Origin of the sequence: Streptomyces sp. NPDC058701, assembly GCF_042715295.1 — a bacterium.
Classification (GTDB): Bacteria; Actinomycetota; Actinomycetes; order Streptomycetales; family Streptomycetaceae; genus Streptomyces.
The window spans coordinates 151,522-175,001 of sequence record NZ_JBHXSY010000002.1; the positions used below are offsets into that span (position 1 = coordinate 151,522).

Genomic DNA, 23,480 nt, shown 5'->3' on the forward strand with positions numbered 1-23,480 from the left:
AGGCGGGCGATCCGACAACGCGGCCAGGGTGCGGTGCCAGGCGTCGCGAGCCAGGCGGGACTTCTCCCACACGCCCTAGCCGAGCGCCCCGACCCGGACGTCGCCCGAGGTGGTCTTCGCCGCGAGGCGGGAGGCCGCCGCGGGATCGGTGGGGACGGTGACGTCGCGGTCGCCCGAGGTGGTGGACACGGCGACCCGGTAGGGGCCGGAGGGGACCTTCAGGGTGACGTCGCCCGAGGTGCTCTCGGCGCTGACCGAGGCGGGGGCGCGGGTGAAGTCGAGGCGGGCGTCCCCCGAGTCCGAGCGGACCTCGGCGCTCGGGCCGGCCAGTCCGGTGGCGGTGATCGTGCCCGAGGACGTACGGACCCTCAGCGGGCCGGTGATCGCGTCGGCCCGCACGTCGCCCGAGTCGGACTCGACGTCGGCGGCGGCCACGCCCGTCACCGTGACGCGGCCGCTGCTGCCCTCGATCGTGACCGCGGCCGAGGCCGGGACGTGCAGGCGGTAGTCGACGGAGCAGTCGCGCGCACAGCCGGAGGTGAAGGTCAGCACGCCGCCGGTCACCCGCTGGCCGACCTCCGGAGCGGTGGCCCCGCGGTAGTGGACGGTGCGCCGCACGGCGACCCCCGGCCCCGTTCCGGTGGTGACCTCGACCGAGCCGGACCGGACCCCCGTCAGCCGGACCGCCGTGACGGCCTCGGTGACGGTGGCGTCGGCGGCGACCGACGTGCGGACCGCCCCTCCGAAGGTGCATCCGGCGAGCAGGAGCGCCGCGCCGAGGACGGCGACTGCGGCGGGGGCGGGGCGAACTGACGCGGCGTGAAGGGTCATGTGCCCATCGTCGGCGGCGCGGCGCCCCGGGCCGATGGTGCCGGTACCCGGACCCCGGGTGGGGTTAACCCCCGCCCGCGCCACCCCCGCAACGCGCCGCCCGAGCAACGCGCCGCGGCCGCCCCGCCCCGTCACGGTCCGCAGGTGTCCGGGGCCGCGTACACCGCGACGCGGGCGCCCCGCACCGCGGTGACCGAGCACAGGTCGAACCAGGCCGCAAGGGTCTGCCGCTTCACCGCCTCCCGCGGGTACGGGTCCAGCGGCTCGTCGGCCGGGTCCAGCAGCGCGATCACCCGGGGCGACGCGATGAGCGCCGCGCGCAGCTGTGCCGAGGGCAGTTCGGTGCCCTGGAGGCTGCGCGAGGCCTCCGGGGAGCGGTCCAGGGCCACGTCGCGCAGGGCGGCGTACGTCCGCGGCGAGGAGAGCAGCCACTCGCGCCGCCGCGACGGGAGGAACACCACCGCGTCGCCCGGCCGGGCCGCCTCGCGGACGGCCGCGGCCACCGCGAGGGCGTCGTCCTTGCGGCTCTCGGGCGTCCGCAGCCACGCCGACCAGAGCGCGCAGGGCACCAGGAGCACGGCGAGCAGCGCCACCACCGGCCGGGGCCACCGGCGCCACCGGCCCGCCACCGCCGTCCACCGGCCCCGCACGGCCCCGGGCCCGACCGCCGTCGGCCGGACCGCCCCCGCCGCGACCGCCCCCGGCCGGACCGCCGCCGCCAGCCGGGCCCCGGCCAGCAGGGCGAGGCCCGCCAGGGAGTAGAGCACGTACCGGTCCACGTACCAGGGGTCCACCAGGGACACCGCCATCAGGACCCCGGGCGGCAGCAGCGCCAGCGGCACGGCCACCCGTACGAGGTCCCGCTCCGCTGCGCCCCGGGCGAGGAGCAGCACCGCGCCCGCGAGCACCCCGTACGCCGTCCAGTCCTGCCAGGCCGGCCGCCCGAGCCAGCCGAGCTGCTGCCCGGCCTGCCGCGCGCTGACCAGCGCCAGCGGCAGCAGCAGGACCGCGACGGCCCCGGCCGCGAGCCGCCAGCCGCGCGAGCGCCACGCGGTGAAGGCGTGGGCGGGCAGGGCCAGTACGGCGAACTCGTGCAGCCAGCAGCCGAGCAGCAGCACCGCCGCGTAGGCCGTCCACCGCTCGCGCAGCATCAGGTACGTCGCCCACACCACGGCGGCGGCGACCAGGGCGTACGAGCGCCCCTCCTGCGCGTACATCTGCACCGGCGGGAGCACGGCGTACACGGCCCCGGCGATCAGCGCGGCCCGCTCCCCCGCGAGCCGGTGGGCGAGCGCGGCCACTCCGGCGGCCGCGAGGGCGGTGGCGGCGACGGAGGGCAGCCGCAGGGCCCACAGGCCGCCGTCCCAGGCCTGGAAGATCCCGTGCACGATCAGGTAGTACAGCCCATGCACGGCGTCCACCCGGCCCAGCAGCTCCCAGAGCCCGCCCAGCGGCCGGTGGGTCACCTGCCAGGTGACGGACTCGTCGCGCCACAGGCTGCCGCCGCGCTCCAGGCCCCAGAGGCCGAGGAGCAGGGCGGTCAGCGCGGGCACGACGCGCCAGGGCGCGATGCGGCGGATGGCGGCCTCCGGGAGCTGTCGGATCGGGTGTGGGGACTCCATACTCGGGGTTCGGCCCGAGTACCCGCGGAGGTGGGGCGTGCGAGCACGACGAACGGTGCCGGTGACGGCCGCCGCGCTGCTGGGCGCGGTGCTCCTGGGCGGGTGCGGCCCCTCCGGGCCGGCCCAGCCCGGCTCCCCCTCCGGCGCGCCCGGTGCGCCGACCGCCGCGCCCGGTTCGCCGACCGGTACCCCCTCCCCGGGCGGCGCCCCGCCCGACCCGGCCGGGAGCCCGAGCACCGCGCCGGTCCCCGGCCGCGGCGACCCCGCCGGCGAGACCCTCGTGCGGGCCACCCGGTCCGGCGGTTTCGCCGGCCGGAGCCACACCCTGATCGTCAAGGGCGACGGGTCCTGGACCCGGCTGGACGGCCGGGCGAACCCCGAGGGCTCCGGGCGGCTGGCGCCGGACCGGCTCGCCGCCCTGACCACGGCGCTGCGCGAGGCGGACTTCGCCCGGCTGCCGAGGTTCTCGAAGAACGCGACCACGGTCTACGACGGGTTCACTTACGCCGTCGTGCACGGCGGCCACGAGGTGGCCGCCGAACAGGGCGCCGAGCCCCCGGCCCTCGCCGACGTGCTGGACGCGCTGCCTCCGTTCACCGCGGAGGAGGCGGGGTAGGCCGTCCCGCCGGGACCCCGCCGGCCGCCCGCGCGAGCGGAACGCAACCGTCCGCCGGGCGGTCCCGCAGGGGCGCCCCCACCCGGCACATTCCCCCTCCGACCAGGGTTTTCCGTACAAATGCCCTGTCCGAACCCCGCATAGCCGCAGGCCGGTGGCTCCTCTACGCTGCACCCCACCACGCAGATCTTCACGGGGCGGGACCGGGACATGGAACAGACGCACACCACCCACAACGGCGCATCGGCGACGCCCGGCGCCCAGCGGCGCGTACTCGTCGTCGAGGACGACCGCACCATCGCCGAGGCCATCGCGGCCCGGCTGCGCGCCGAGGGCTTCCAGGTGCAGACGGCCGCGGACGGTCCGGCCGCCGTCGCCGCGGCCGAGAGCTGGCTGCCCGAGCTGCTGGTCCTGGACATCATGCTGCCCGGCTTCGACGGGCTGGAGGTCTGCCGCCGGGTCCAGGCCCAGCGGCCGGTGCCGGTGCTGATGCTCACCGCCCGGGACGACGAGACCGACCTGCTGGTCGGCCTCGGAGTCGGCGCGGACGACTACATGACCAAACCGTTCTCCATGCGCGAGCTCGCCGCGCGCGTCCACGTCCTGCTGCGCCGTGTGGAACGCGCCACGCTCGCCGCACACGCCCCGCGCGGGGCCACCCTGCGCCTGGGCGACCTGGAGATCGACCACGCACAGCGCCGGGTCCGGGTGCAGGCCGAGGACGTCCACCTGACGCCGACCGAGTTCGACCTGCTGGTGTGCCTGGCCGGGACCCCGCGCGCGGTGCTCTCGCGGGAGCAGCTGCTGGCGGAGGTCTGGGACTGGGCCGACGCGTCCGGGACCCGTACGGTCGACAGCCACATCAAGGCCCTGCGCCGCAAGATCGGCGCGGAGCGCATCCGTACGGTCCACGGCGTCGGGTACGCCCTGGAGACCCCGGCGCAGGCGTGAGCGCCCCGCCCACGAGGCCGCGCCAGCGGCCGCGGCCGCGGCCGGCCGGGGGGCTGCGGCCCTTCTCGCCCTTCTCGATCAAGACCAAGCTGGGGACCCTCGTGGTCGTCTCGGTCTTCATCACCACGGGCCTGCTGATGGTCGCGCTGCGCACCGACACCGAACTGCGGTTCATCACGGTCTTCTCGGTGATCGCCTCGATGCTCATCACCCAGTTCGTGGCGCACAGCCTGACGGCTCCGCTCGACGACATGACGACGGTGGCCCGGGCGATCTCCCGCGGCGACTACACGCGCCGGGTGCGGGGGGCGGGCCGCCGCGACGAGCTGGGCGACCTGGCCTCCACGATCAACCTGATGGCCGACGACCTGGAGGCCGTGGACCGGCACCGCAAGGAGCTCGTCGCCAACGTCTCCCACGAGCTGCGCACGCCCATCGCGGCACTGCGTGCGGTGCTGGAGAACGTGGTGGACGGGGTCTCGGCCGCCGATCCGGAGACCATGCGGACCGCGCTGAAGCAGACCGAGCGCCTGGGCCGGCTGGTGGAGACCCTGCTGGACCTGTCGCGGGTGGACAACGGGGTGGTCCCGCTGCGGGCCCGCCGCTTCGAGGTGTGGCCGTACCTGTCGGGGGTGCTGAAGGAGTCCGGGCTGGCGGCGGCCGGCCGGCCGGGGCTGTCCTCCGGTTCCGGCGGGCACACCCGCAACGACGTGCACCTGCACCTGGACGTCTTCCCGTCCGAGCTGGCGGCGTACGCGGACGCCGAGCGGCTGCACCAGGTGGTGGCGAACCTGATCGACAACGCGGTCAAGCACAGCCCCGCCCACGGCAGGGTCACGGTCCGCGCCCGGGCCGGTGACGCGCCCGGGAGCCTGGCCCTGGAGGTGCGGGACGAGGGCCCGGGCATCCCGGAGGCGGAGCGCCACCGGGTCTTCGAGCGGTTCAACCGGGGCAGTGCCCGGGGCGGGGACGGCGGCACCGGACTGGGGCTGGCGATCGCCCGGTGGGCCGTGGAGCTCCACGGCGGGCGCATCGGAGTGGCCGAATCGTCACGGGGATGCCGCATCCTCGTCACGCTTCCGGGCAGCTCGCAAGCGCCGTGTTGACGTAGGGTTCGAGTGGGAAGGACATGATCTCGGCCACATCCGCCGGGGTCCGTCAGGGGTGCGAAGCCACGGGGGCCGCAACCTGGGTGCCCCCTACCCGAACCGCGCTTGTTTCCCGCCATTCAGGGCGGCGAAACCCGCCGTTCGATGTGACCTACGTGACGGATGTCCCGCCCGGTCTGCATGTCGCCCCCCAGGAGGCGTAGCCTTTATTCCCGCTGTCCATACCTTGTGAAGCGGAAGAGGGCGGTTGCCGCCGTGTCGCCACAGTCCCCCAGTAACCCGAGCACCACGACCGAAGCAGCAGAGGGCGGGAAGACCCCTGCCACGAGCTTCGGCGCCAACGAGTGGCTCGTCGACGAGATCTATCAGCAGTACCTCCAGGACCCGAACTCGGTCGACCGGGCCTGGTGGGACTTCTTCGCGGACTACAAGCCCGGGGGCGCCGTCGCGCCCATGAAGGCCGAAGAGCCGAAGACTTCCCCGACGACGGACGGCGCCTCCGCACAGGCCGCCCCCGCCGTCGCCGCGGCCCCGCAGACCGCCGACGCCGCCACGGGGGCGGCGCCCGCCGCCGCCGCGCCGACCTCAGCCTCCGCGCCCACGGCCGTGCCGGCCCCTGCCCCTGCTCCTGCCACCCCTTCTGGTGCCCCTGCTGTGACTGTCACCTCCCAGGCCCCGGCCGCCGCAGCGGCCGCGCCCTCCTCCCCGGCACCGGCTCCGGCCGCGGCCGCTCCCTCCGCCGCAGCCCCCAAGGCGGCCGCGCCCACCGCCGAGGCCCCCGCGGGCCCCGAGCTGGTGACGCTCCGCGGCCCGTCCGCTGCCGTCGTCAAGAACATGAACGCCTCCCTGGAGGTGCCGACGGCCACGTCCGTCCGCGCCGTCCCGGTGAAGCTGCTCTTCGACAACCGCATCGTCATCAACAACCACCTGAAGCGCGCCCGGGGCGGGAAGATCTCCTTCACCCACCTCATCGGCTACGCGATGGTGCAGGCCATCAAGGCCATGCCGTCGATGAACTACTCCTTCACGGAGAAGGACGGCAAGCCGACCCTGGTCAAGCCGGAGCACATCAACTTCGGCCTCGCGATCGACCTGGTGAAGCCGAACGGCGACCGCCAGCTCGTCGTCGCCGGCATCAAGAAGGCCGAGACGCTCAACTTCTTCGAGTTCTGGCAGGCGTACGAGGACATCGTCCGCCGCGCCCGCGTCGGCAAGCTGACGATGGACGACTTCACCGGCGTCACCGTCTCGCTGACCAACCCCGGCGGCCTGGGCACCGTGCACTCCGTGCCCCGCCTGATGCCCGGACAGTCGGTCATCATGGGCGTCGGCTCCATGGACTACCCCGCCGAGTTCCAGGGCACCTCGCAGGACACCCTGAACAAGCTGGGCATCTCCAAGGTCATGACCCTGACCTCGACCTACGACCACCGGGTCATCCAGGGCGCGGCCTCCGGCGAGTTCCTGCGGATCGTCGCGAACCTGCTGCTCGGCGAGAACGGCTTCTACGACGACGTCTTCGAGGCGCTGCGCATCCCGTACGAGCCGGTCCGCTGGCTCCGGGACATCGACGCCTCGCACGACGACGACGTCACGAAGGCCGCCCGCGTCTTCGAGCTGATCCACTCCTACCGGGTCCGCGGCCACGTCATGGCCGACACCGACCCGCTGGAGTACAAGCAGCGCAAGCACCCCGACCTCGACATCACCGAGCACGGCCTCACCCTGTGGGACCTGGAGCGCGAGTTCGCGGTCGGCGGCTTCTCCGGCAAGTCGATGATGAAGCTCCGCGACATCCTCGGCGTCCTGCGCGACTCGTACTGCCGCACCACCGGCGTCGAGTTCATGCACATCCAGGACCCGAAGCAGCGCCGCTGGATCCAGGACCGCATCGAGCGTCCGCACTCCAAGCCGGAGCGCGAGGAGCAGCTGCGCATCCTGCGCCGGCTGAACGCCGCCGAGGCCTTCGAGACCTTCCTGCAGACGAAGTACGTCGGCCAGAAGCGGTTCTCCCTGGAGGGCGGCGAGTCCGTCATCCCGCTGCTCGACGGCGTCATCGACTCGGCCGCCGAGGCCCGCCTCGAAGAGGTCGCGATCGGCATGGCCCACCGCGGCCGCCTGAACGTCCTGGCGAACATCGTCGGCAAGTCGTACGCGCAGATCTTCCGCGAGTTCGAGGGCAACCTCGACCCGAAGTCGATGCACGGCTCCGGCGACGTCAAGTACCACCTGGGCGCGAACGGCACGTTCACGGGTCTGGACGGCGAGCAGATCAAGGTCTCGCTCGTCGCGAACCCCTCGCACCTGGAGGCGGTGGACCCGGTCCTGGAGGGCGTGGTCCGCGCCAAGCAGGACATCATCAACAAGGGCGGCACGGACTTCACGGTCCTGCCCGTCGCCCTGCACGGAGACGCGGCCTTCGCCGGCCAGGGTGTGGTCGCCGAGACGCTGAACATGTCGCAGCTGCGCGGCTACCGCACCGGCGGCACCGTGCACGTGGTCATCAACAACCAGGTCGGCTTCACCGCCGCCCCGGAGTCCTCGCGTTCCTCGATGTACGCGACCGACGTGGCCCGCATGATCGAGGCGCCGATCTTCCACGTGAACGGCGACGACCCGGAGGCCGTGGTCCGCATCGCGCGGCTCGCCTTCGAGTTCCGTCAGGCGTTCAACAAGGACGTGGTCATCGACCTCATCTGCTACCGCCGCCGCGGGCACAACGAGTCCGACAACCCGGCGTTCACGCAGCCGCTGATGTACGACCTGATCGACAAGAAGCGCTCGGTGCGCAAGCTGTACACCGAGTCCCTCATCGGTCGCGGCGACATCACGCTGGAAGAGGCCGAGCAGGCGCTCCAGGACTTCCAGGGCCAGCTGGAGAAGGTCTTCGCGGAGGTCCGCGAGGCCGCCACGCAGCCCGCGGCCAGCGTGCCGGCCCCGGTGGCGCAGGCGCAGTTCCCGGTCGTCGTGAACACCGCGATCTCGCAGGAGGCGGTCAAGCGGATCGCCGAGTCGCAGGTCAACATCCCCGAGCACGTCACCGTGCACCCGCGCCTGCTGCCGCAGCTGCAGCGGCGCGCGTCGATGATCGACGAGGGGACCATCGACTGGGGCATGGGCGAGACCCTGGCCTTCGGTTCGCTGCTGATGGAGGGCACTCCGGTCCGGCTGTCCGGCCAGGACTCCCGCCGCGGCACGTTCGGCCAGCGCCACGCGGTCCTGATCGACCGGGAGACCGGCGAGGACTACACCCCGCTGCAGTACCTGTCGGACGACCAGGCGCGCTACAACGTCTACGACTCGCTGCTCTCCGAGTACGCGGCCATGGGCTTCGAGTACGGCTACTCGCTGGCCCGCCCCGAGGCGCTGGTCCTCTGGGAGGCCCAGTTCGGTGACTTCGTCAACGGCGCGCAGACCGTCGTCGACGAGTTCATCTCCTCGGCCGAGCAGAAGTGGGGCCAGACGTCCGGCGTCACGCTCCTGCTGCCGCACGGCTACGAGGGCCAGGGCCCGGACCACTCGTCCGCGCGTCCCGAGCGCTTCCTCCAGATGTGCGCGCAGGACAACATGACGGTCGCGATGCCGACCCTGCCGTCGAACTACTTCCACCTGCTGCGCTGGCAGGTCCACAACCCGCACCACAAGCCGCTCATCGTCTTCACCCCGAAGTCGATGCTGCGTCTGAAGGCGGCGGCGTCGAAGGCGGAGGAGTTCACGACCGGTTCGTTCCGTCCGGTCATCGGTGACGCCACCGTGGACCCGAACGCGGTGCGCAAGGTCGTCTTCTGCGCCGGCAAGGTCTACTACGACCTGGAGGCCGAGCGGGAGAAGCGCGGCATCACGGACACGGCGATCATCCGCATCGAGCGGCTGTACCCGCTGGCGGGCGCGGAGCTCCAGGCGGAGATCGCCAAGTTCCCGAACGCGGCGAAGTACATCTGGGCGCAGGAGGAGCCGGCGAACCAGGGTGCGTGGCCGTTCATCGCGCTGAACCTGATCGACCACCTCGACCTGGCGGTCGGCGCGGACGTCCCGGCGGGCGAGCGCCTGCGGCGCATCTCGCGGCCGCACGGGTCGTCTCCGGCGGTGGGTTCGGCCAAGCGGCACCAGGCGGAGCAGCAGCTGCTGCTGAACGAGGTCTTCGAGGCCTAGCCCCTGCGCGGCTCAGCGGTACGGAAGGCCCGGCCCCCTCAGGGGACCGGGCCTTCCCCCCATCCCACCCCGCACCTCCGCCCGCGCCGGGCCCCCTCCGGCTCAGCCGGGGCACATCCGGCCTCGCCGGGCTGAACGTGCCCCGGCAGGGCGGGCGCGGAGCCCCGGGGTCACGGCTGGGGTTCGAAGTCCCAGTAGGGGCGGGTTTGTTGCTTCGCCGAGACCGTGTGGACGTGCTGCGGCCCGAGCACGCGGGTCAGCGACCGGATCCCCGCCTCCTCGTGCTTGCCGGCTTCCACGTCCTCCCGTACCGACCGCAGGTCCGCCGCCAGGGCGATCTGGGCGCTCAGCGTCATGGGGTGGTCGGGGCCCAGGACCCGCTCGGCCGTCCGCAGGGTCTCCCGGCTGAGGTCGAGCGCGTCCTCCAGGCGGCCGGTGATGTTGCGGTGCCCGGTGGCGTTGAGGGCGCAGCCCAGGGTCCAGGGGTGGCGGTCTCCGAGCGCCCCCCGCATGCCGGCGAGGGCCTGCTCGGCGAGGTTCAGGGCTTCGGCGCGCTCGCCCTGGGCCCGCAGGACGAGCCCGAGGTTGCCGACCGTGCCGATGCTGTACGGGTGGGCGAGGCCGAGCTGCGTCTGGTAGCCGCGGACCACGTCCTCGGAGATCCGGCGGGCCTCGCCGATGTCCCCGTACTCCCGGAGGTAGGTGGCGTAGTCGGAGGCCACCATCAGGGTCCACGGGTAGTCGACGCCGAAGACGCGCGTCGCCCGCTCCCACACCGTCCGCAGCCGCAGCCCGGCGCCGGTGATGTCGCCGGAGCGGCGCAGGCACATGCCGAGGTTGTGCTCGGCGCGCAGGGTCTGCGGGTGACCGAGGCCGAGGACCTGGGTGTTGAGCTTGACCCCCTGTTCCTGGCGGGTCTGGGCTTCCCGGTAGCGGCCCATCAGGCGCAGCCCCATGGCGCAGGCGATCCCGGAGGACAGGGTGGAGATGTGCTGGGGCCGCAGGATCCGCTCGCGGCGGCGCAGGGTGTCCAGGTCGAGGTCGTACGCGTCCTGATAGCGGCCCAGCAGCCGGTAGGTGGCGGCCAGGTTGTTCTGGGCGCCGAGGGTGGTGGCGTCGTCCTCGCCGAGCAGTTCGCGGTAGGTGGCGAGGCAGTGCTCGAAGATCTCGCGGGCCGGTTCGAACTTGGCGATGCACAGCAGGACGCCCCCGTACGCGCTGACGGCGCGCAGGGTCTCCAGGTCGCGTTCGCCGCGCTCCGCGGTGAGCCGGTCGGAGACGGCCTTGGTGAGGGTCTCCGCGCGGCGGAACAGGCCGAGGTTGCGCAGGGCTCCGCCGTACTGGTAGCTGAGCTCGCGGACCTTGGGGTGGTCGTCGCCGAGCATGGCCCGCCAGGTCTGGTCGGTCTCCTCGGACAGCCGCAGGCAGGTGCGGTACTCCCCGGCGAGGAGCAGGTAGCGCAGGCAGTGCAGGAGGAAGGTCTGGATGCGCGGGTTGCTGCTGGCGAGCACGCCGGAGGTGGACAGGTGCGGGACGAGTTCGGCGTAGCGGGGCCAGAGCCGGGAGTCGGAGGGGCGGCCCGGGTCGGCGGCGGCGAGGACCTGGCGGACGGCGCGGGCGAGGGGTTCGGCCTCGTCCTCGGAGAGGTTGGCGCGGACGATGCCGTGGACCATGCGGTGCAGCTGGACGGTCTCCAGGCCGCCGCCGCCGTCCTCCACGGGCAGGTCGGAGTACTCCAGGCGGACGACGGAGAACTGGACGAGCTTGTTGAGGGCGGCGTTCCAGCGGATCTGGTCGTTGATGAGCCCGGCGAGCTGTTCCGGGGCGTCCTCGACGGGGAACTCGCGCAGCAGCCGCAGCGGTACCGGGCCGGGGGCGAAGAACACGAACAGCCGCAGCAGCGCGAGGGCGTCGGGGAAGTTCTCCCGGACGTTGTTGAGGAGTATCGCCAGGGCGGTCGGGAAGGGCAGCGGGTAGTCGTCGGAGACGAGGACGGCCTCGCGGGAGTCCAGCCGGCGCTGGAGCAGGTCCAGGTAGTCGCCCACGGTCAGTGGCGAGTCGGCGAGCCACCCGGCGGTCTGGTCGAGGGCGAGGGGGTAGTCCTCCAGGGCCTCGGCGAGCTGGTCGGCCTCCTGGGCGGTGAGGCGCAGGGCCCGCCGCCGGATGAAGGTGAGGGATTCGGGCCGGGCGTAGAGCGGGACTTCGACGAGGCTGGTGTGCCGGGTCGCCCACTCCCGGTTGCGGGAGGTGATGATGACGTCGCCCCCGCCGGAGGGCAGCAGGTCGGTGAGGTCGTCGGGGTTGTCGCAGCCGTCGAAGACCAGCAGCCAGCGGTGGTACGGGGTGCCGCGGCGCAGTGCTTCCAGGACGGCCCGGATCTGCTCGCCGTAGCTGCCGGCGCCGCGCGGCAGCCCGAGGGCCGGGGCCAGGTCGGCGAGGCGCTCGCGCAGGGTGGGCCGGTCCTCGGCGGGGACCCACCAGACGACGTCGTACTCGGAGGCGAAGCGGTAGGCGTACTCGGTGGCGACCTGTGTCTTGCCGACGCCGGACAGTCCCAGCAGGGTGACGGTGGAGGCGCCGGGCGGGGCGTCGGTGAGGGCCGCGCGCAGGGTGCCGATGACGTCGTTGCGGCCGGTGAAGCGCGGGTTGCGGCGCGGGATCCGGCCCCAGATCTCGGGCGGGTCGTTGGGGAAGCGGGGGCCGCGGCGGCCGGTCTCGGTGCCGATGCGGTCGGTGGGCAGCTCCAGGCGGCGCAGGACGCGGTACTCGGCCTCGTACGCGTCGAGGCCCCACAGGTCGGTCTTCTCCAGGACGGCGACGGCGCTGGGCAGCGGGGCGTCGGTGAGGCAGACGGCGGCGAACCGCTCGGGGTGGCGGTCGGTGACGGTCCGCAGGGCGGTGTTCCACTCCTCGTCGGCGTGGGTGCCGGCGGAGAAGTAGCGTTCGCTGAGGACGAGGAGGACCCGGCTGCCGGAGCGGGCGAGGTCGTCGAGCGCGGGGGCGAGGCCGGGGCTGTTCTGCGGGTCCCAGCGCTGGAGGGCGACGCGGTGCCCGTGCTCCTCCAGGCGGTGGGCGATCCACACGGCCCAGGGGCGGTTGAAGCCCGCGAAGCTGATGACGAAGCGCTGCGGCTGGCCCGGGAGCGCGTTCGGCTGCTGGCCCGGGTGGGCGTGCTGGTGCGGGTTCTGGTGGGGATTCTGGTGCGGGTGTTGCCGCTGCTGCGCTGCCGCGTCGCGATCCTGCCGACTACCGGTGGTCATACGGCCGTCTCCCTGGAATCCGGGCAGTGGACGGGGTTGAAAAGGTACCGCAGCGGACGATCCGTCAGCCTCGTGCGAACGGCGCGAGTTCGGGGTGTTCCGCGCACCAGGCCAGGCGCTCGCGCTCGACGGTCCGGCGTGCGGTGGCGTGCTGGTCCCCGGGCGGCGGCAGTTCGTCCATGGCCAGCTCGGCGTCGGCCATCGCCTCGATGAACTCCCGCCCCACGGAGGTCAGTTGCGGATGGGCGTGGAGTACGGGCAGGACGGCCGCCACCTGCGCCCGGACACGGGCGTGCTGGGCCCACGCCCCGCGGGCACCGTAGAGCGCGGCGCGCTGCCAGTAGCCGGCCAGGGCCAGGTGGGCGTACGCCCCGTGCAGGAGCCCCTCCAGGGGTCTCGGGTCGGCCCGCCAGGGGGCCCAGTGACGGGGCGTGCGGTCGGCGGTGTGCAGGGTCAGCACGTCGGCCAGGGCGGTGAGCTTCCCGTGCTGCACCTCGTGGACCAGGGTGGCGGCCAGCGCGGGCGGCGCCTGCGCCCGCGCCAGTACGGATCCCGCGGCCGCGGGGAGGGTGGCGCCGCTGGAGCGGGAGCCGCCGGCCAGCGGTACGACGGAGCGCAGCAGCGCGACGGTCTCCCCCGCGCGGAGGGTGTCGTACCGGTGGAGCAGGGTGAGGGCGCCGGACCACTGGGTGTCCCAGCGCTTGTGCCCCTTGGGGGTGAGGCGGCGGGCGGCGCGCACGGGGACCGGGTGCCCGGGGCCGGGCGCCCGGTACGGGTCGAGGTCGTCGAGGGCGGTGCCGCCGCCGGGCAGGGTGTGCAGGGGCAGGGTGGCGGGGTCCGCGGGGTCCCAGGAGCCCTCGGTGAGGGCCAGCGGGCCGGGGCGGGGCGGCCGCAGCAGGCCGAGGGTGGGCAGGACGAGCCGGCCGTGCACGGGCCGCAGGGTGGTCGCGAAGGTGACCCCGGCGCGCAGGGCCGCCGCGGCGGCGAGGGCGCCGAGGTGGCCGAGGTCGGCGGCGGGACCGTACGGGTCGTGCAGGCGGCGCAGGGTCTCCTCGGCCCACACCCCGGTGGCGGGGTAGTGCACGACGTCGCGCACGGCGCCGGGGTCCTTGCGCTCGGCCTCCTCCAGCAGGGCCCAGTGGTCCGCGGCCTCGCCGGCCCGCCCGCCGGGGGCGGCGTCGAGGACGGCGCGCAGCAGGACGAGGCGCTTGGAGCGGCGGATGTCGCGGATCAGGCGGGTGCCCTCCGCGGAGGGCTCGGTCGAGGCGAGGGCGCGCAGGACGGGGGAGGACACCTCGAAGGGGTCGAACGGCGCCCGGAAACCGGCCCCGTCGCGGGCGCCGCGGGCAGTGCGGGGGTCACAGGTATCACGGGTGTCACGGGTGTCACGGCTGTCACGGGTGTCACGGCTGTCACGGGGTTCGGCGGGGTCGCGGGGATCGCCGGGGCCGCTGTGGTCACGGGGACCGCTGTGGTCACGGGGGTGTCGGGGCGCGCTGCGGTCGGCGGGGCGCCGGGGCTCGCCGGGGTCGTGGGACTCGTTCACGACGCGGCCGCCTCCCGGGGGGCGCCGGCGGCCGGCCGGGCGGGAAGGGCCGTCGGCGGGGGGAACGGCCCCGGGCGCGCGGTCGCGGCACCGGGGGCGGCGGCCGCACGCGCGGTCGCCGTGTCGAGGGCGGCGGCGACGTGCCGGATCAGGACCTTCAGGTCGGCGCAGTACACCGACGGCTGCCGGAAGCCCTCCCCCGCCAGGTAGCGGTGCGGGTAGTGCCCGCCGCCGCACACCTCCACCAGCTCGCAGGACCGGCATCCGGCGGCCAGCGCCTCCCGTCCGAGCTGGCGGGCTGCGAGCCCGGGGTGGTCGAGGAGCTGGTCGAAACTGTGCGCGGCGAGGGTCATCCCGGTGGCGGCGGCGCCCTCGTAGGCGGATTTCAGCGAGTCGGCCTGTTCGATGGAGCCGTCGGTCTCGATGACGGCGGTGGTGGCGGGTGCGAGCCCGAGGGTCTCGGTGGCGGCGGGCAGGCCGAGGAGGAGCGCGATGATCTCCTCGAAGACCCTGACCCGGGTCCGCCGCGTCCCGGCGTGCCACCAGCGCTCGAAGACGGCGAGCAGCCAGTCGGCGTACGGGGTGTGGCCGGGGCGCCGGCCCGGCGGCGGGGAGCTGTGGTGGGCGAGCGGCAGGAGCAGTCCGAGGGAGGGCGGGGCGTAGCCCAGCAGCGACTCGTACGTCTCCACGGGGTCCTGGCCGAGGTCGACGACGCAGAGCACCCCGGCGTAGCTGTCGGGGTGCCGGGACAGCAGCCGCAGTCCGCGGGTCGCGGCGGCGAAGCCGGGCCGGCCCCCGCGGTCCACGCGCCGGGTGTTGTGGGCGGGCAGCCCCCCGTCGAGGCTGACGCCGACCCGGATGCCCGCGGCGGCCAGGGCGGCGAGCCGGCCGCGGGTGAGGAGCGTGCCGTTGGTCTGGACGGTGGCGGTGACCAGGGTGCACGGGGAGCTGCGGGCCACGGCGGCCCGTACGGCGTCGACGGGCTCGGCCAGCCGGGCGGGCGAGGTGAGCAGCGGTTCGCCGCCGTGCAGGACGAGGTCGACGTGGGTCAGGCCGTGGGCGGCAGCGTGCTCGGCGATCCGCTCGGCGGCGCGGGCCGCGGTGGCCGGGGCCATGACGGCGGGCTGGCCGCGCCAGCCCTGGTCGGCCATCTCGTAGACGTAGCAGTAGGTACAGGCGAGGTTGCAGCGACTGCGGGTCTTGAGCACGAACTGGCGGATCGGGTGCGGGCGGTGGCCCGCGGCGCGGAGGGCCGGGACGTCGAGCCGGGCGTAGGGCCAGGGGGCGTGGCGGGTGTGGCGCGCGTGCTGGGCCTGGAGGGCGTGGAGGGCTTGGTTCCGGTGGGGGTGCGGCAGGCCGTCGCTCGTGATCGTGTGACTCATCGCCTGTACCTCCCGCTGTGCACGGTCCATCCCTGCCCTCCGGACGGTCCCGGCTAACGGCGGAAAGTGGTCAACTGCGGTCGCGGTGGCGGACGGTGACGGGACGCATGCGGGGGCTGGGGGCGGTGGCCCGGGTGGCGGCCGGGGGGAAGCGGGGGCGTCCGGGGTGGCGGCGGCACGGGACGGTGTGCGCGGCGCGAGCGGTCACACGACCCCCGAGTCGAAGGCGTTGAGGACCTCGGCCGGGTGGGTGACGCGCTCCACCATGCCCTCGATGACCGCGGCGAGCACCGGGTGGTCGATGCCCCGCAGTGCGGCCAGATCGAGCCCCGAGAGGTCCGGGAGCCGGCCGGGGCACGCGCGGGCGGCGGGAGCGTCCTGATGTTGAGTCACCATGGGCCGGTTTTCCCCCTGCTGCCGGGTACGTACGGCGGTCCACTGCCTTTTCCCCTCCCCCCGGCCCACGGAAACGGACGCCCCTGGTCGCACGACGGCTCCACCCCGCCGGCGGTCTCCCCTCCGGGCCCGCCCCGAAGGGAGACCGGGGCCGACGGGGCGGCGCCGGCCGGCCCCGCCGCCCGGCGCACCCACCCGCGCCCCGTTCGCGTTCCGGACCCGGCCGGGGTGGGGGCCGGCCCGTGCGGGACCCCGCCCGTGCGGGCGCCGGCCGGCGTGCCCGGTCCTGGCCGCGGTCCGGGCCGGAGGGATCGAACGCGGGGCCGCTCCGACTCCGGCCCGCCTCCGGCGCACGCACCCGGCCGTACGGCGGGGCGCGGCCCGGTCAGCGCCGTCGGTGTCAGGCCCGGCCGCCCGCGAGGTCCCGTCACGTGGGCTCCCGTCGGTACCGGCCCGGAGCGGAACGTCCCGTCACGGGACCCCGGCGCACGCGCCCGGGCGGGCGGGAAGCGGCTCCGCCGGGGGCAGTGCCCGTACCCGCCCGCGGGGCGGTGCGCGCCCGGGTCGGTCACGGACCGGCCTCCAGGGCGCGGACCCGCGCGCGGACCGCTTCCGGCCGGGTGGTGTCGTCGGCCTCGGCCTCGGTTCCGTCGCCGGTGGCGGCGTCCTCCAGGCGCTGCCACAGGTCCAGGGCGGCCCGGTACGCGTCGAGGGCCGCCCGGGGCCGCGCCAGGCGCTCCAGCACCGCCCCGCGCAGCTCCTGTACGCGCGCCGCCAGCCGCACGGCGGTGTCCGCACGCTCCGCACGGTCGGCCTCCAGGGCGGCCCGCCAGGCCCGCCGGTAGGAGTCCGCGGCCCGGTCGAGGCGTTCGGCGGCGCGGGTGTGACCGTGGATCTCCTGCTGCACGTCTCCGTGGTCCCGCCAGGCGCGGGCCTGCTCCAGCGGGCCGCGGCTCTGCCGCACGGCCAGCTCCAGCAGGTACTCCGCCTCCCGCAGGTCCACCGGGTCCCCCTCGTACGCGTGCCGCAGCCGCAGCCCGGTGGCCAGCCGCACCAGCCGGTGCGCCGACCCCGGGTCGGACTGCGCGACCGCCGCCCGGCTCTCCCGCAGCACGCGTACGGCGGTACCGGTGAACCGCCGCCCGTCGGCCGCCCGCGCCCGGTCCAGGAGGACGTCGCCCCACTCGGGCAGCAGCTCCGCGAAGGCCTCGGCGTCCCGGGGGACCAGCCGACGGGCGCGGCCGTACGCCTCCGCCGCGTCCTCCAGGGCCGCCGGGTCGGCGTCCCTGGCGTACCGGGCCCGGTGTACGCGGCCCAGGCACACCAGGGCCGCCACCCGCAACTCGGCGTCCCCGCCGGCCTCCGCGAGGCCGGCGCCGAGCTGGGCGGCGGCCTGCTCCAGCCGCGCGGGCAGGTACCGCAGCGCCCCGGCCAGCTCCACCCGCACCCGGGCGGTCCGCGGGCTCCGGGACACCCCGCCGCGCGGCGGGGTGTCCAGCGCCGAGGCCAGCCGGGCGGCCGCCTCCTCGGCCAGGGCACCGCGCTCGGCGGCATCCGGCGTCCGGGGCAGCAGGGCCAGCAGGACCCGCCCCAGGGCCAGTTGCAGCGCGGGGTGCCGGTCCACCCCCGCCGGGTCGTCACCGGAGGGCGGAGCAGGGTCGGGCCCCGCCCCGGCCCCGGTTCCCACCCCGGCCTCCTGCCCCGCAGCCCCGTCGGAACCCACTCCGGAGTCCCGGTCCGGGCCTCCGTGGTCCGGCCCGCCGTGGTCCGGGCCTCCGCGCTCCGGGCCGCCATCGCCCGCCCCGCCGTGGTCCGGGCCGTCGGCGGAGCCCGGAGCCGGGGCGGGTCGGGCGCCGCCGGAACTCCCGCCCGGGAGGCCGGGGGCCGGCCCCCCGTCCCCGCCGCCGGCGCCCCGGCCAGGGCGGCCACCGCCCGCGCCTGCAACCGGCGCGCCGCCCGTCCCCCGGACCGCCCGGCCCGTACCGGCGCCACCGCCCGCGGGGCGCCCGCCCCCGTCCGGCGCCGCGCCCCGCATCCCGCCCGGCGCCAGGTCCGCGGCCAGGGGTGGCGGCGGGCCCGTCAGGGGCTCAAGGGCGGCGCGGGCCTCCCACAGGGGCACCGGGTCGTCGCGGACCCCGCTCAGCCGGATCAGGGCCTCCGCCCGCCGGACGGCGCAGTCCCGCCGCAGGCGCCGGTCCGCGCCCGGCACCGCACCCGCCGCCGCCCACTCCCGTTCCGCCGCGGCCAGCAGCTCCGCGTCGGGCCGCGCGCCCGCCAGGGCCCGTTCGTACAGCACCCGGCCCAGCACCGCCCGCGCCGGGGCCGTCCGCAGCCCGGTCACGGCCCGCTCCGCCTCGGCGAGGAATTCGGGGTCCCGCTGGTCGGCCCAGAGCCGCAGCAGCGCCCCCGCCAGCTCGGTCTCCGCCTCCTCCGGCGGGTCTCCGGGCCCCTCCGGGACCGCCACGGCGCGCCGGAGCACCGCCACCGCCTCGTACAGCGCCCGCGCTTCACCGCCCCCGTCCGCGAGCCGGTCCCGCGCGGCCCGCACCGCCCGGGCGCGCCCCGCCGCAGCGGGGACCGCAGGGTCGTCGGGCGGGCTCCCGGGGCCGCCCGTCCCCGGCGGCCCCGGCAGGTAGCGCCGTACGACCTTCGCCGAGACCTGCGCGAAGGCCTGTGGGAGCCGCCCCGCGGGCACCCGGTCGGCGGCCTCCCTCGGCCCGGGGCCGGGCACCGGCGGCGGCGCCCCCGTCAGCTGGGAGACGGCCAGCGCGGGGAAGTTCCGTACGCCCCGCCCGAAGTGCGCGAGCACGTACTCCGAGCAGTGCTTGAGCACCAGCGCCGCCTCGTCCCGCCCCAGCGGCCCCAGCAGCACGTCCTGCACCCCTGGCACGAACTCGTACCACTGCACCGGCGGCGGTCCGCTGCGCCGCAGCAGCCCGCTCAGCAGCACCTCCGCCAGGTCGGACGGCTCCGAGTCCGGCAGCATGGTGCGCTGCACCAGCCGCATGACGGGCAGCGTCAGCGGCGCGGCCGACAGGTACACCGCCAGCTGTACGGCCCGCGGTGCGGCCGTCGAGCGGAACCGCCCCACCAGCTCGCGCGGCGGCCGCACCGCCCGGGGCTGCGGCGCGGCCGCCGCCCGGTGGTCGGCCAGCACCCGGCCGACCTCGGCCGGCACCGGCCCGGTGCCCAGCCCGGCGACCAGCCGGGCCCACGCCCCGAGCGCCGTGGCGCCCGGCGGCAGCACCGGCACGGGCAGGCCTCCCGTGGGCCGCCCCGGCAGCGGGGGCCGGTCCGGCCGGAACACCAGCTTCCGGCCCGCTCCCCCGGCCCGGGCGAGCGTGCCCCGCTCGGTCGGCAGCCAGCTGCGGCCCCACAGCCGCTGCGGCAGCGGCTGCACGACCACGCACGGGGTGCACTCGGCCCACCGGTACAGCAGCCGCTGCGCCGAACCCTCCCGCCACAGCGGCCCGGTGCAGTCGGAGACCACCATGGTCAGGGCCCGGCCGGTCGGGTCGCGCAGCTGGTCGCCCGAGCGCATGCCGCCGCCGGGCACGGGGTCGCGCCCGAGGGCGGGCGTGCCGTCCGGCAGCCGGTGCAGGTGGTGCACCTGTACGTCCCGGAAGGCGCCGAGCCGTTCGCACACCGTCCGCAGTTCCTCGAACATCTCCTGCCACACCGCCATCGACGGCGACGCGTCCATCACCAGCCGTACGGTCGCCTCGCGCCGGTCCTCCGCCCGGAGCACCGGGACGACCAGCCCGAGGGCCCGGGCGCCGGCCTCGGCGGTGGCGGGCTCGTCGAGCACCATCCGGCCGGGCGGCGCGGTCGGCCGGTGCCGCTGGAGGGCGCGCAGGGCCCGCTGCACGTCCAGGATCCGGGGCAGCGCCGCCGCCCCGGGGACCCGTACGGGCACCGCCTCCCCGGCCGGGGCCGCTTCCTCCGGTTCCGCTCCGGCGGCCCCACGCACCGCGGGCACGTACAGCGTCACCGGCTCCTCGGCCTCCGCCTCCTCCGGTACGGGGTCCTCCTCGCCCGGCGCCGACCCGTCCGGCCCGCCCACCGGACCGGCGTCCCCCACCGCGCCGGCCCCGCCCACCGCGCGGCCCGCGGCCGGCGCCGTCCCCGGCTGTTCCCCACCGGGCGGCGCTCCGGCGGCCTCCCGGGTCCGGCCGGCGAGCCAGAGCGCGTCGGCCAGCTCCTCGGCGGACGGATCGAGCCCAGCGGCACGCAACAGCCCGGCCAGCACCCGGATGCCGGGCTCGGCTGCGGCGGGCCCGGCACCCGGCCCGGCCGTGGGCCCGTCGGCACCCGGCCCGGCGGGTTGCCCGGCAGTGGACTCAGCGGGTGGTTCGGCGGCCGGCTCGGCGGGGAACACGGCCCGTCACCTCGGGCGGTCGAGCCGCTGGATCAGCAGGTCCGCCAGGTCCTCGCGCGTCGGCGGGGCGGCGTGGTGGGTCAGGTAGATCGCGTTGAGCAGTTGGTCGGCGGCGACCAGCTCCGACTGGGAGCGGGTGAGGAACTCCCGGATCAGGTCCGCCCCGAGCCGCGCCGCCTCCTCGCCGAGGTGCGCGCGGACCAGCGTGGCGAGCCGCTTCTCCCCCGGCTGCCCCAGCTTGAGCTGGATGCAGCGCCGCAACAGGGCGGCGGGGAAGTCCCGTTCCCCGTTGCTGGTCAGGATGATGAAGGGGAAGGCCCGGCAGCGGACCCGCCCGTCGCGGACCACCGCCTTGGTGCCGTCGTCCGTGAGGACCCGCACCTCGGGCTCGGTGTCGGCCACCCGTTCCAGCTCGGGGAGCGTGAACTCCCCCTCCTCCAGCACGTTCAGCAGGTCGTTGGGCAGGTCGATGTCGCTCTTGTCGAGCTCGTCGATCAGCAGCACCCGCGGCCGTTCGGTGGGCAGCAGCGCCGTCCCGAGGGGCCCGAGCCGGATGTACTTCCCGATGCCGGGCACCCCGCCGCCCGCCCCGCGGCCGTGCCCGCCGCCCCCGCCGCCCGCATCCCCGCCTCCCGGGGCGCCGCCCAACCGGCCGCCCGCCGCGAGCTGCACGTCCTGGAGCCGGGCGATCGCGTCGTACCGGTACAGCCCGTCCTGCAGCACGGTCCGCGAGACCACAGGCCAGCGCAGCACCCGTCCCAGCTTCAACTCGTGCGCCACGGCGTGCGCGAGGGTGGACTTCCCCGTACCCGGGAAGCCCGTGACGAGCAGCGGCCGCCTCAGGTAGAGCGCGGCGTTGATCGCCTCCAGTTCCTCCGGCTCGGGCCGGTGCAGCTCGGCGGCCTGCCGGTGCGCGCCGAGCCGCCGGGCCACGTTCCCGTCGGCCGCCGCCGCGGGTCCGCCGGCCGCGGCGGCCGGCCCGCCGTCGAAGTCCCGCCAGGGCGGCGGGTCGGGCAGGGCGTCGATCCCGTCGTGGGGTTCCCCGACGCCGCGGTAGATGAGCCATTCGTCGTTCATGGCAGCTGCTCCCTCCTGCCGGTCACAGGTCCCCCTGGAGCGGCTCGTCCTCGGGCAGGGCGCGGGCCGGGTCGTCCCATACGAGGACGGCTCCCGCCGCCCAGTACGCGTCCGGGTCCGCCCCGTACGCCCGCCCCCGCAGGGCCTGCAGGCGCAGCGGCAGGGCCTGCGCCCCGCCCGCCACGGCCAGTTCCTCCCGCAGCCCGCGGTGGAACGGCGCGCAGGAGACCCCCGGCTCGGGAGGGGGCCTCCGGCCCGCGACCACCCCGTACCCGGACTCCCGTACGGCGTGCAGCGAGCCCAGCGTGGGTTCCTCCGCGGCGGCCCGGCAGTGCACGGCCACGGTGTTGTCCGGCTGCGCCGCGATCCGGTCCGGATCGGCCGCGCGCGGGCGGCCCCGCGCGCAGTCGATGCGCTCGTCCAGCAGCGGGCCCGGCTGCACCCGCGCCCACCGTTCGGCGGCGCGCGCGGGCGCGGGCGCGGGGCCGCCGGGGTGGCGCAGCACCACCGGCCGCTGCACCCCCAGCGGGGCGCCGCCGACCAGCGTCCACTCGTCCACCGCCAGGCCGAACAGGGCGGGTTCGACGGCCACTTCGAGCAGGGCCGCCGCCTCGTGGGTGTCGCACCGCCGGAAGGCCTCGGCGAGCGGCGCCCGCAGCGCCTCCGGCAGGCCCGCCAGGGTGGCCCGTACGCCCGAGTCCACCGGGGTGAGCCGGCCGGGGTGCGCCGGGCCGGCGAGCACCGACACCCGCCAGTCGTAGACGTCCTCCCAGCCGTGCGCCCAGGCCTCCAGCAGCACCGACGCCCCGGTGGGGACCCCGCCGGGGCGCCGGGCGGGGCCGTGGGTGCCGCGCTCGGCGCGGGTCCGCCGGCGCTGCTCCCGCTCGGCCAGCCCGCGCTCGTGGCGCTCGCCGAGCTCCCGGCGCAGCGGGCGCCACAGCCGTTCGGCGGTGCCGCGCACCCAGTCCCACAGTTCCTCGTCCGCGCCGGGCGCGGGCGGCTCGCGGTAGTCGGCCACGCTCACGTCCGTCGCGTACCGCAGCATCGCGGCGGCCTCCCCGGCACCGCCCGGCGGGTCGTGGAGCAGGCCCAGCCCGTCGCGCCAGCTCAGGGGGGCGGGCGGCTGCGGGTCCGGTTCCTCGCCGCGCGCCGCCTCGGCCAGCGCCCGTACGACCTCGGAGGAGCCCGGCGGGGGCAGTTCGGCGAGGAGCCCGCACAGGGTGGTGCGTTCGCCGGGGGTGAGCCGGCCGCGTCCCTGCGGGCCGCCGCCGTCGGGGGCGGGCAGCTCGTCGTGGACGTCGGTCCAGGTCCGGCGGGTGTCGAGGTCGCTGACGTGCTGGTCGTAGTGGTGCAGGTCGTGTGCCTGCATGACGCGCCGGTAGAGCCCGGTCCGGCCCCGCGGGGGCATCGGCAGGGTGCGCAGCTGGACGACGGACACGGCGAGCCCGCCGCCGCCCGTGTGCCGTCTGGCCTTGACGACGCCGACGACCTCGCCGCGGCCGAGGTCCACGACGGGGCCGCCGGACATGCCGGGGTCGATCTCGTCGTCGTCGCCGAGCCGGATGGCGGCGCCGTTGCCCGCGGTGCCGCGCAGCCGGGTGGTGCGTCCGGTGATCTCGGGGGTGCCGAGGTCCTCGGTGCAGCCGAAGTACGCGACCTCGTCGAAGCGGGGCCGGGAGCGGTCGGTCAGCCAGACGCAGGCGTGCGAGACGGGGGCCAGGACCCGGATCAGCGCGAGGTCGGGGAGGTCCCACAGGGCGCGCCGGCCGGGCCGCCGCTCGTCGAGCCGCTCGGGCAGGACGCACTCCACGCGTCCGGCGACGGTCCCGGTCGCCGCTCCGGGGCGGGCGGGGCCGCCGGAGGAGAACGTGATGCCGACCTCGCGCCCCGTCAGACGCACCGCAGCACCCCCCTCGCCGACCACGTGCGCGCACGTCAGAACCCAGCCGGGGGCGATGAAGAACCCGCTGCCCCAGGTGGGTCCGGACGGACTGCCGGGGGGTTCATACCCGCCCGGCGGGGCGTGGACGCGTACGGTCGCCGCCTGGACGAGGGGTTCGAGGAGCTCGAAGGCGCGCGCGGAGCCGGCCGTGCGCCCGTCGGTCATCCGCGCCCCCGTCCCGTGAGACGTCCAGAGACGTCCAGGCTAGCGCCGGGGGC

General features: G+C 76.1%; 13 protein-coding genes. 4 read left to right on the top strand and 9 right to left on the bottom strand.

The window, feature by feature from the left end; genetic code table 11:
- Window positions 1–75: 75 nt before the first annotated feature.
- Window positions 76–831 (bottom strand): DUF4097 domain-containing protein, encoded by a 756-nt coding sequence (locus tag ACFWW8_RS02525; RefSeq protein ID WP_386522550.1) that lies wholly within the window; start codon window positions 829–831, stop codon window positions 76–78.
- Between the two features lie 131 nt (window positions 832–962).
- The gene (locus tag ACFWW8_RS02530) at window positions 963–2,453 is read right to left on the bottom strand and encodes a hypothetical protein (RefSeq protein WP_386522552.1); all 1,491 of its coding nucleotides are present in this window, start codon (window positions 2,451–2,453) and stop codon (window positions 963–965) included.
- A gap of 37 nt (window positions 2,454–2,490) precedes the next feature.
- Here ACFWW8_RS02530 and ACFWW8_RS02535 point away from each other — a divergent pair, with 37 nt between their 5' ends.
- The 4 genes from ACFWW8_RS02535 to ACFWW8_RS02550 all read left to right on the top strand — a co-directional run bounded on the left by ACFWW8_RS02535 (window position 2,491) and on the right by ACFWW8_RS02550 (window position 9,281).
- Window positions 2,491–3,069, top strand: a complete 579-nt coding sequence (locus ACFWW8_RS02535; RefSeq protein WP_386522555.1) for a hypothetical protein — start codon at window positions 2,491–2,493, stop codon at window positions 3,067–3,069.
- 210 nt (window positions 3,070–3,279) lie between these two features.
- On the top strand, window positions 3,280–4,020 hold the full coding sequence (locus tag ACFWW8_RS02540; RefSeq protein WP_351271439.1) for a response regulator transcription factor: 741 nt from the start codon (window positions 3,280–3,282) through the stop codon (window positions 4,018–4,020).
- Window positions 4,017–5,126, top strand: coding sequence for an ATP-binding protein (locus ACFWW8_RS02545; protein ID WP_386522558.1), 1,110 nt, complete (start codon window positions 4,017–4,019; stop codon window positions 5,124–5,126). Before ACFWW8_RS02540 ends, ACFWW8_RS02545 begins: the two co-directional genes overlap by 4 nt.
- 258 nt (window positions 5,127–5,384) lie before the next feature.
- Complete coding sequence (locus ACFWW8_RS02550; RefSeq protein WP_386522560.1) at window positions 5,385–9,281, top strand: multifunctional oxoglutarate decarboxylase/oxoglutarate dehydrogenase thiamine pyrophosphate-binding subunit/dihydrolipoyllysine-residue succinyltransferase subunit; 3,897 nt, start codon at window positions 5,385–5,387, stop codon at window positions 9,279–9,281.
- A 170-nt stretch (window positions 9,282–9,451) separates the two neighbouring features.
- Here the strand turns inward: ACFWW8_RS02550 and fxsT are convergent, their stop codons facing one another.
- The 7 genes from fxsT to ACFWW8_RS02585 all read right to left on the bottom strand — a co-directional run bounded on the left by fxsT (window position 9,452) and on the right by ACFWW8_RS02585 (window position 23,427).
- On the bottom strand, window positions 9,452–12,541 hold the full coding sequence (gene fxsT, locus ACFWW8_RS02555; RefSeq protein WP_386522562.1) for an FxSxx-COOH system tetratricopeptide repeat protein: 3,090 nt from the start codon (window positions 12,539–12,541) through the stop codon (window positions 9,452–9,454).
- Between the two features lie 64 nt (window positions 12,542–12,605).
- On the bottom strand, window positions 12,606–14,087 hold the full coding sequence (locus ACFWW8_RS02560; RefSeq protein WP_386522564.1) for an HEXXH motif domain-containing protein: 1,482 nt from the start codon (window positions 14,085–14,087) through the stop codon (window positions 12,606–12,608).
- Window positions 14,084–15,469: an FxsB family cyclophane-forming radical SAM/SPASM peptide maturase gene (locus ACFWW8_RS02565; protein ID WP_386522566.1), complete on the bottom strand. Its 1,386-nt coding sequence runs from the start codon at window positions 15,467–15,469 to the stop codon at window positions 14,084–14,086. The genes ACFWW8_RS02560 and ACFWW8_RS02565 overlap by 4 nt, the downstream gene beginning before the upstream one ends.
- A gap of 204 nt (window positions 15,470–15,673) precedes the next feature.
- Window positions 15,674–15,865 (bottom strand): FxSxx-COOH cyclophane-containing RiPP peptide, encoded by a 192-nt coding sequence (gene fxsA / locus ACFWW8_RS02570; RefSeq protein WP_386522568.1) that lies wholly within the window; start codon window positions 15,863–15,865, stop codon window positions 15,674–15,676.
- A 568-nt stretch (window positions 15,866–16,433) separates the two neighbouring features.
- Window positions 16,434–20,243 (bottom strand): SAV_2336 N-terminal domain-related protein, encoded by a 3,810-nt coding sequence (locus ACFWW8_RS02575; RefSeq protein ID WP_386522571.1) that lies wholly within the window; start codon window positions 20,241–20,243, stop codon window positions 16,434–16,436.
- 6 nt (window positions 20,244–20,249) lie between these two features.
- Complete coding sequence (locus tag ACFWW8_RS02580; protein WP_386522574.1) at window positions 20,250–21,320, bottom strand: AAA family ATPase; 1,071 nt, start codon at window positions 21,318–21,320, stop codon at window positions 20,250–20,252.
- A gap of 22 nt (window positions 21,321–21,342) precedes the next feature.
- Window positions 21,343–23,427 carry a trypsin-like peptidase domain-containing protein gene (locus ACFWW8_RS02585; RefSeq protein ID WP_386522576.1) on the bottom strand — a complete coding sequence of 695 codons (2,085 nt, stop codon included), beginning with the start codon at window positions 23,425–23,427 and terminating at the stop codon, window positions 21,343–21,345.
- Between the last annotated feature and the right edge of the window lie 53 nt (window positions 23,428–23,480).

Coding starts and splice junctions, on each gene's coding strand:
- ACFWW8_RS02525 (WP_386522550.1), bottom strand. CDS start 831: ATGACCCTTCACGCCGCGTCAGTTCGCCCCGCCCCCGCCGCAGTCGCC.
- ACFWW8_RS02530 (WP_386522552.1), bottom strand. CDS start 2,453: ATGGAGTCCCCACACCCGATCCGACAGCTCCCGGAGGCCGCCATCCGC.
- ACFWW8_RS02540 (WP_351271439.1), top strand. CDS start 3,280: ATGGAACAGACGCACACCACCCACAACGGCGCATCGGCGACGCCCGGC.
- fxsT (WP_386522562.1), bottom strand. CDS start 12,541: ATGACCACCGGTAGTCGGCAGGATCGCGACGCGGCAGCGCAGCAGCGG.
- ACFWW8_RS02565 (WP_386522566.1), bottom strand. CDS start 15,469: ATGAGTCACACGATCACGAGCGACGGCCTGCCGCACCCCCACCGGAAC.
- fxsA (WP_386522568.1), bottom strand. CDS start 15,865: ATGGTGACTCAACATCAGGACGCTCCCGCCGCCCGCGCGTGCCCCGGC.
- ACFWW8_RS02580 (WP_386522574.1), bottom strand. CDS start 21,320: ATGAACGACGAATGGCTCATCTACCGCGGCGTCGGGGAACCCCACGAC.
- ACFWW8_RS02585 (WP_386522576.1), bottom strand. CDS start 23,427: ATGACCGACGGGCGCACGGCCGGCTCCGCGCGCGCCTTCGAGCTCCTC.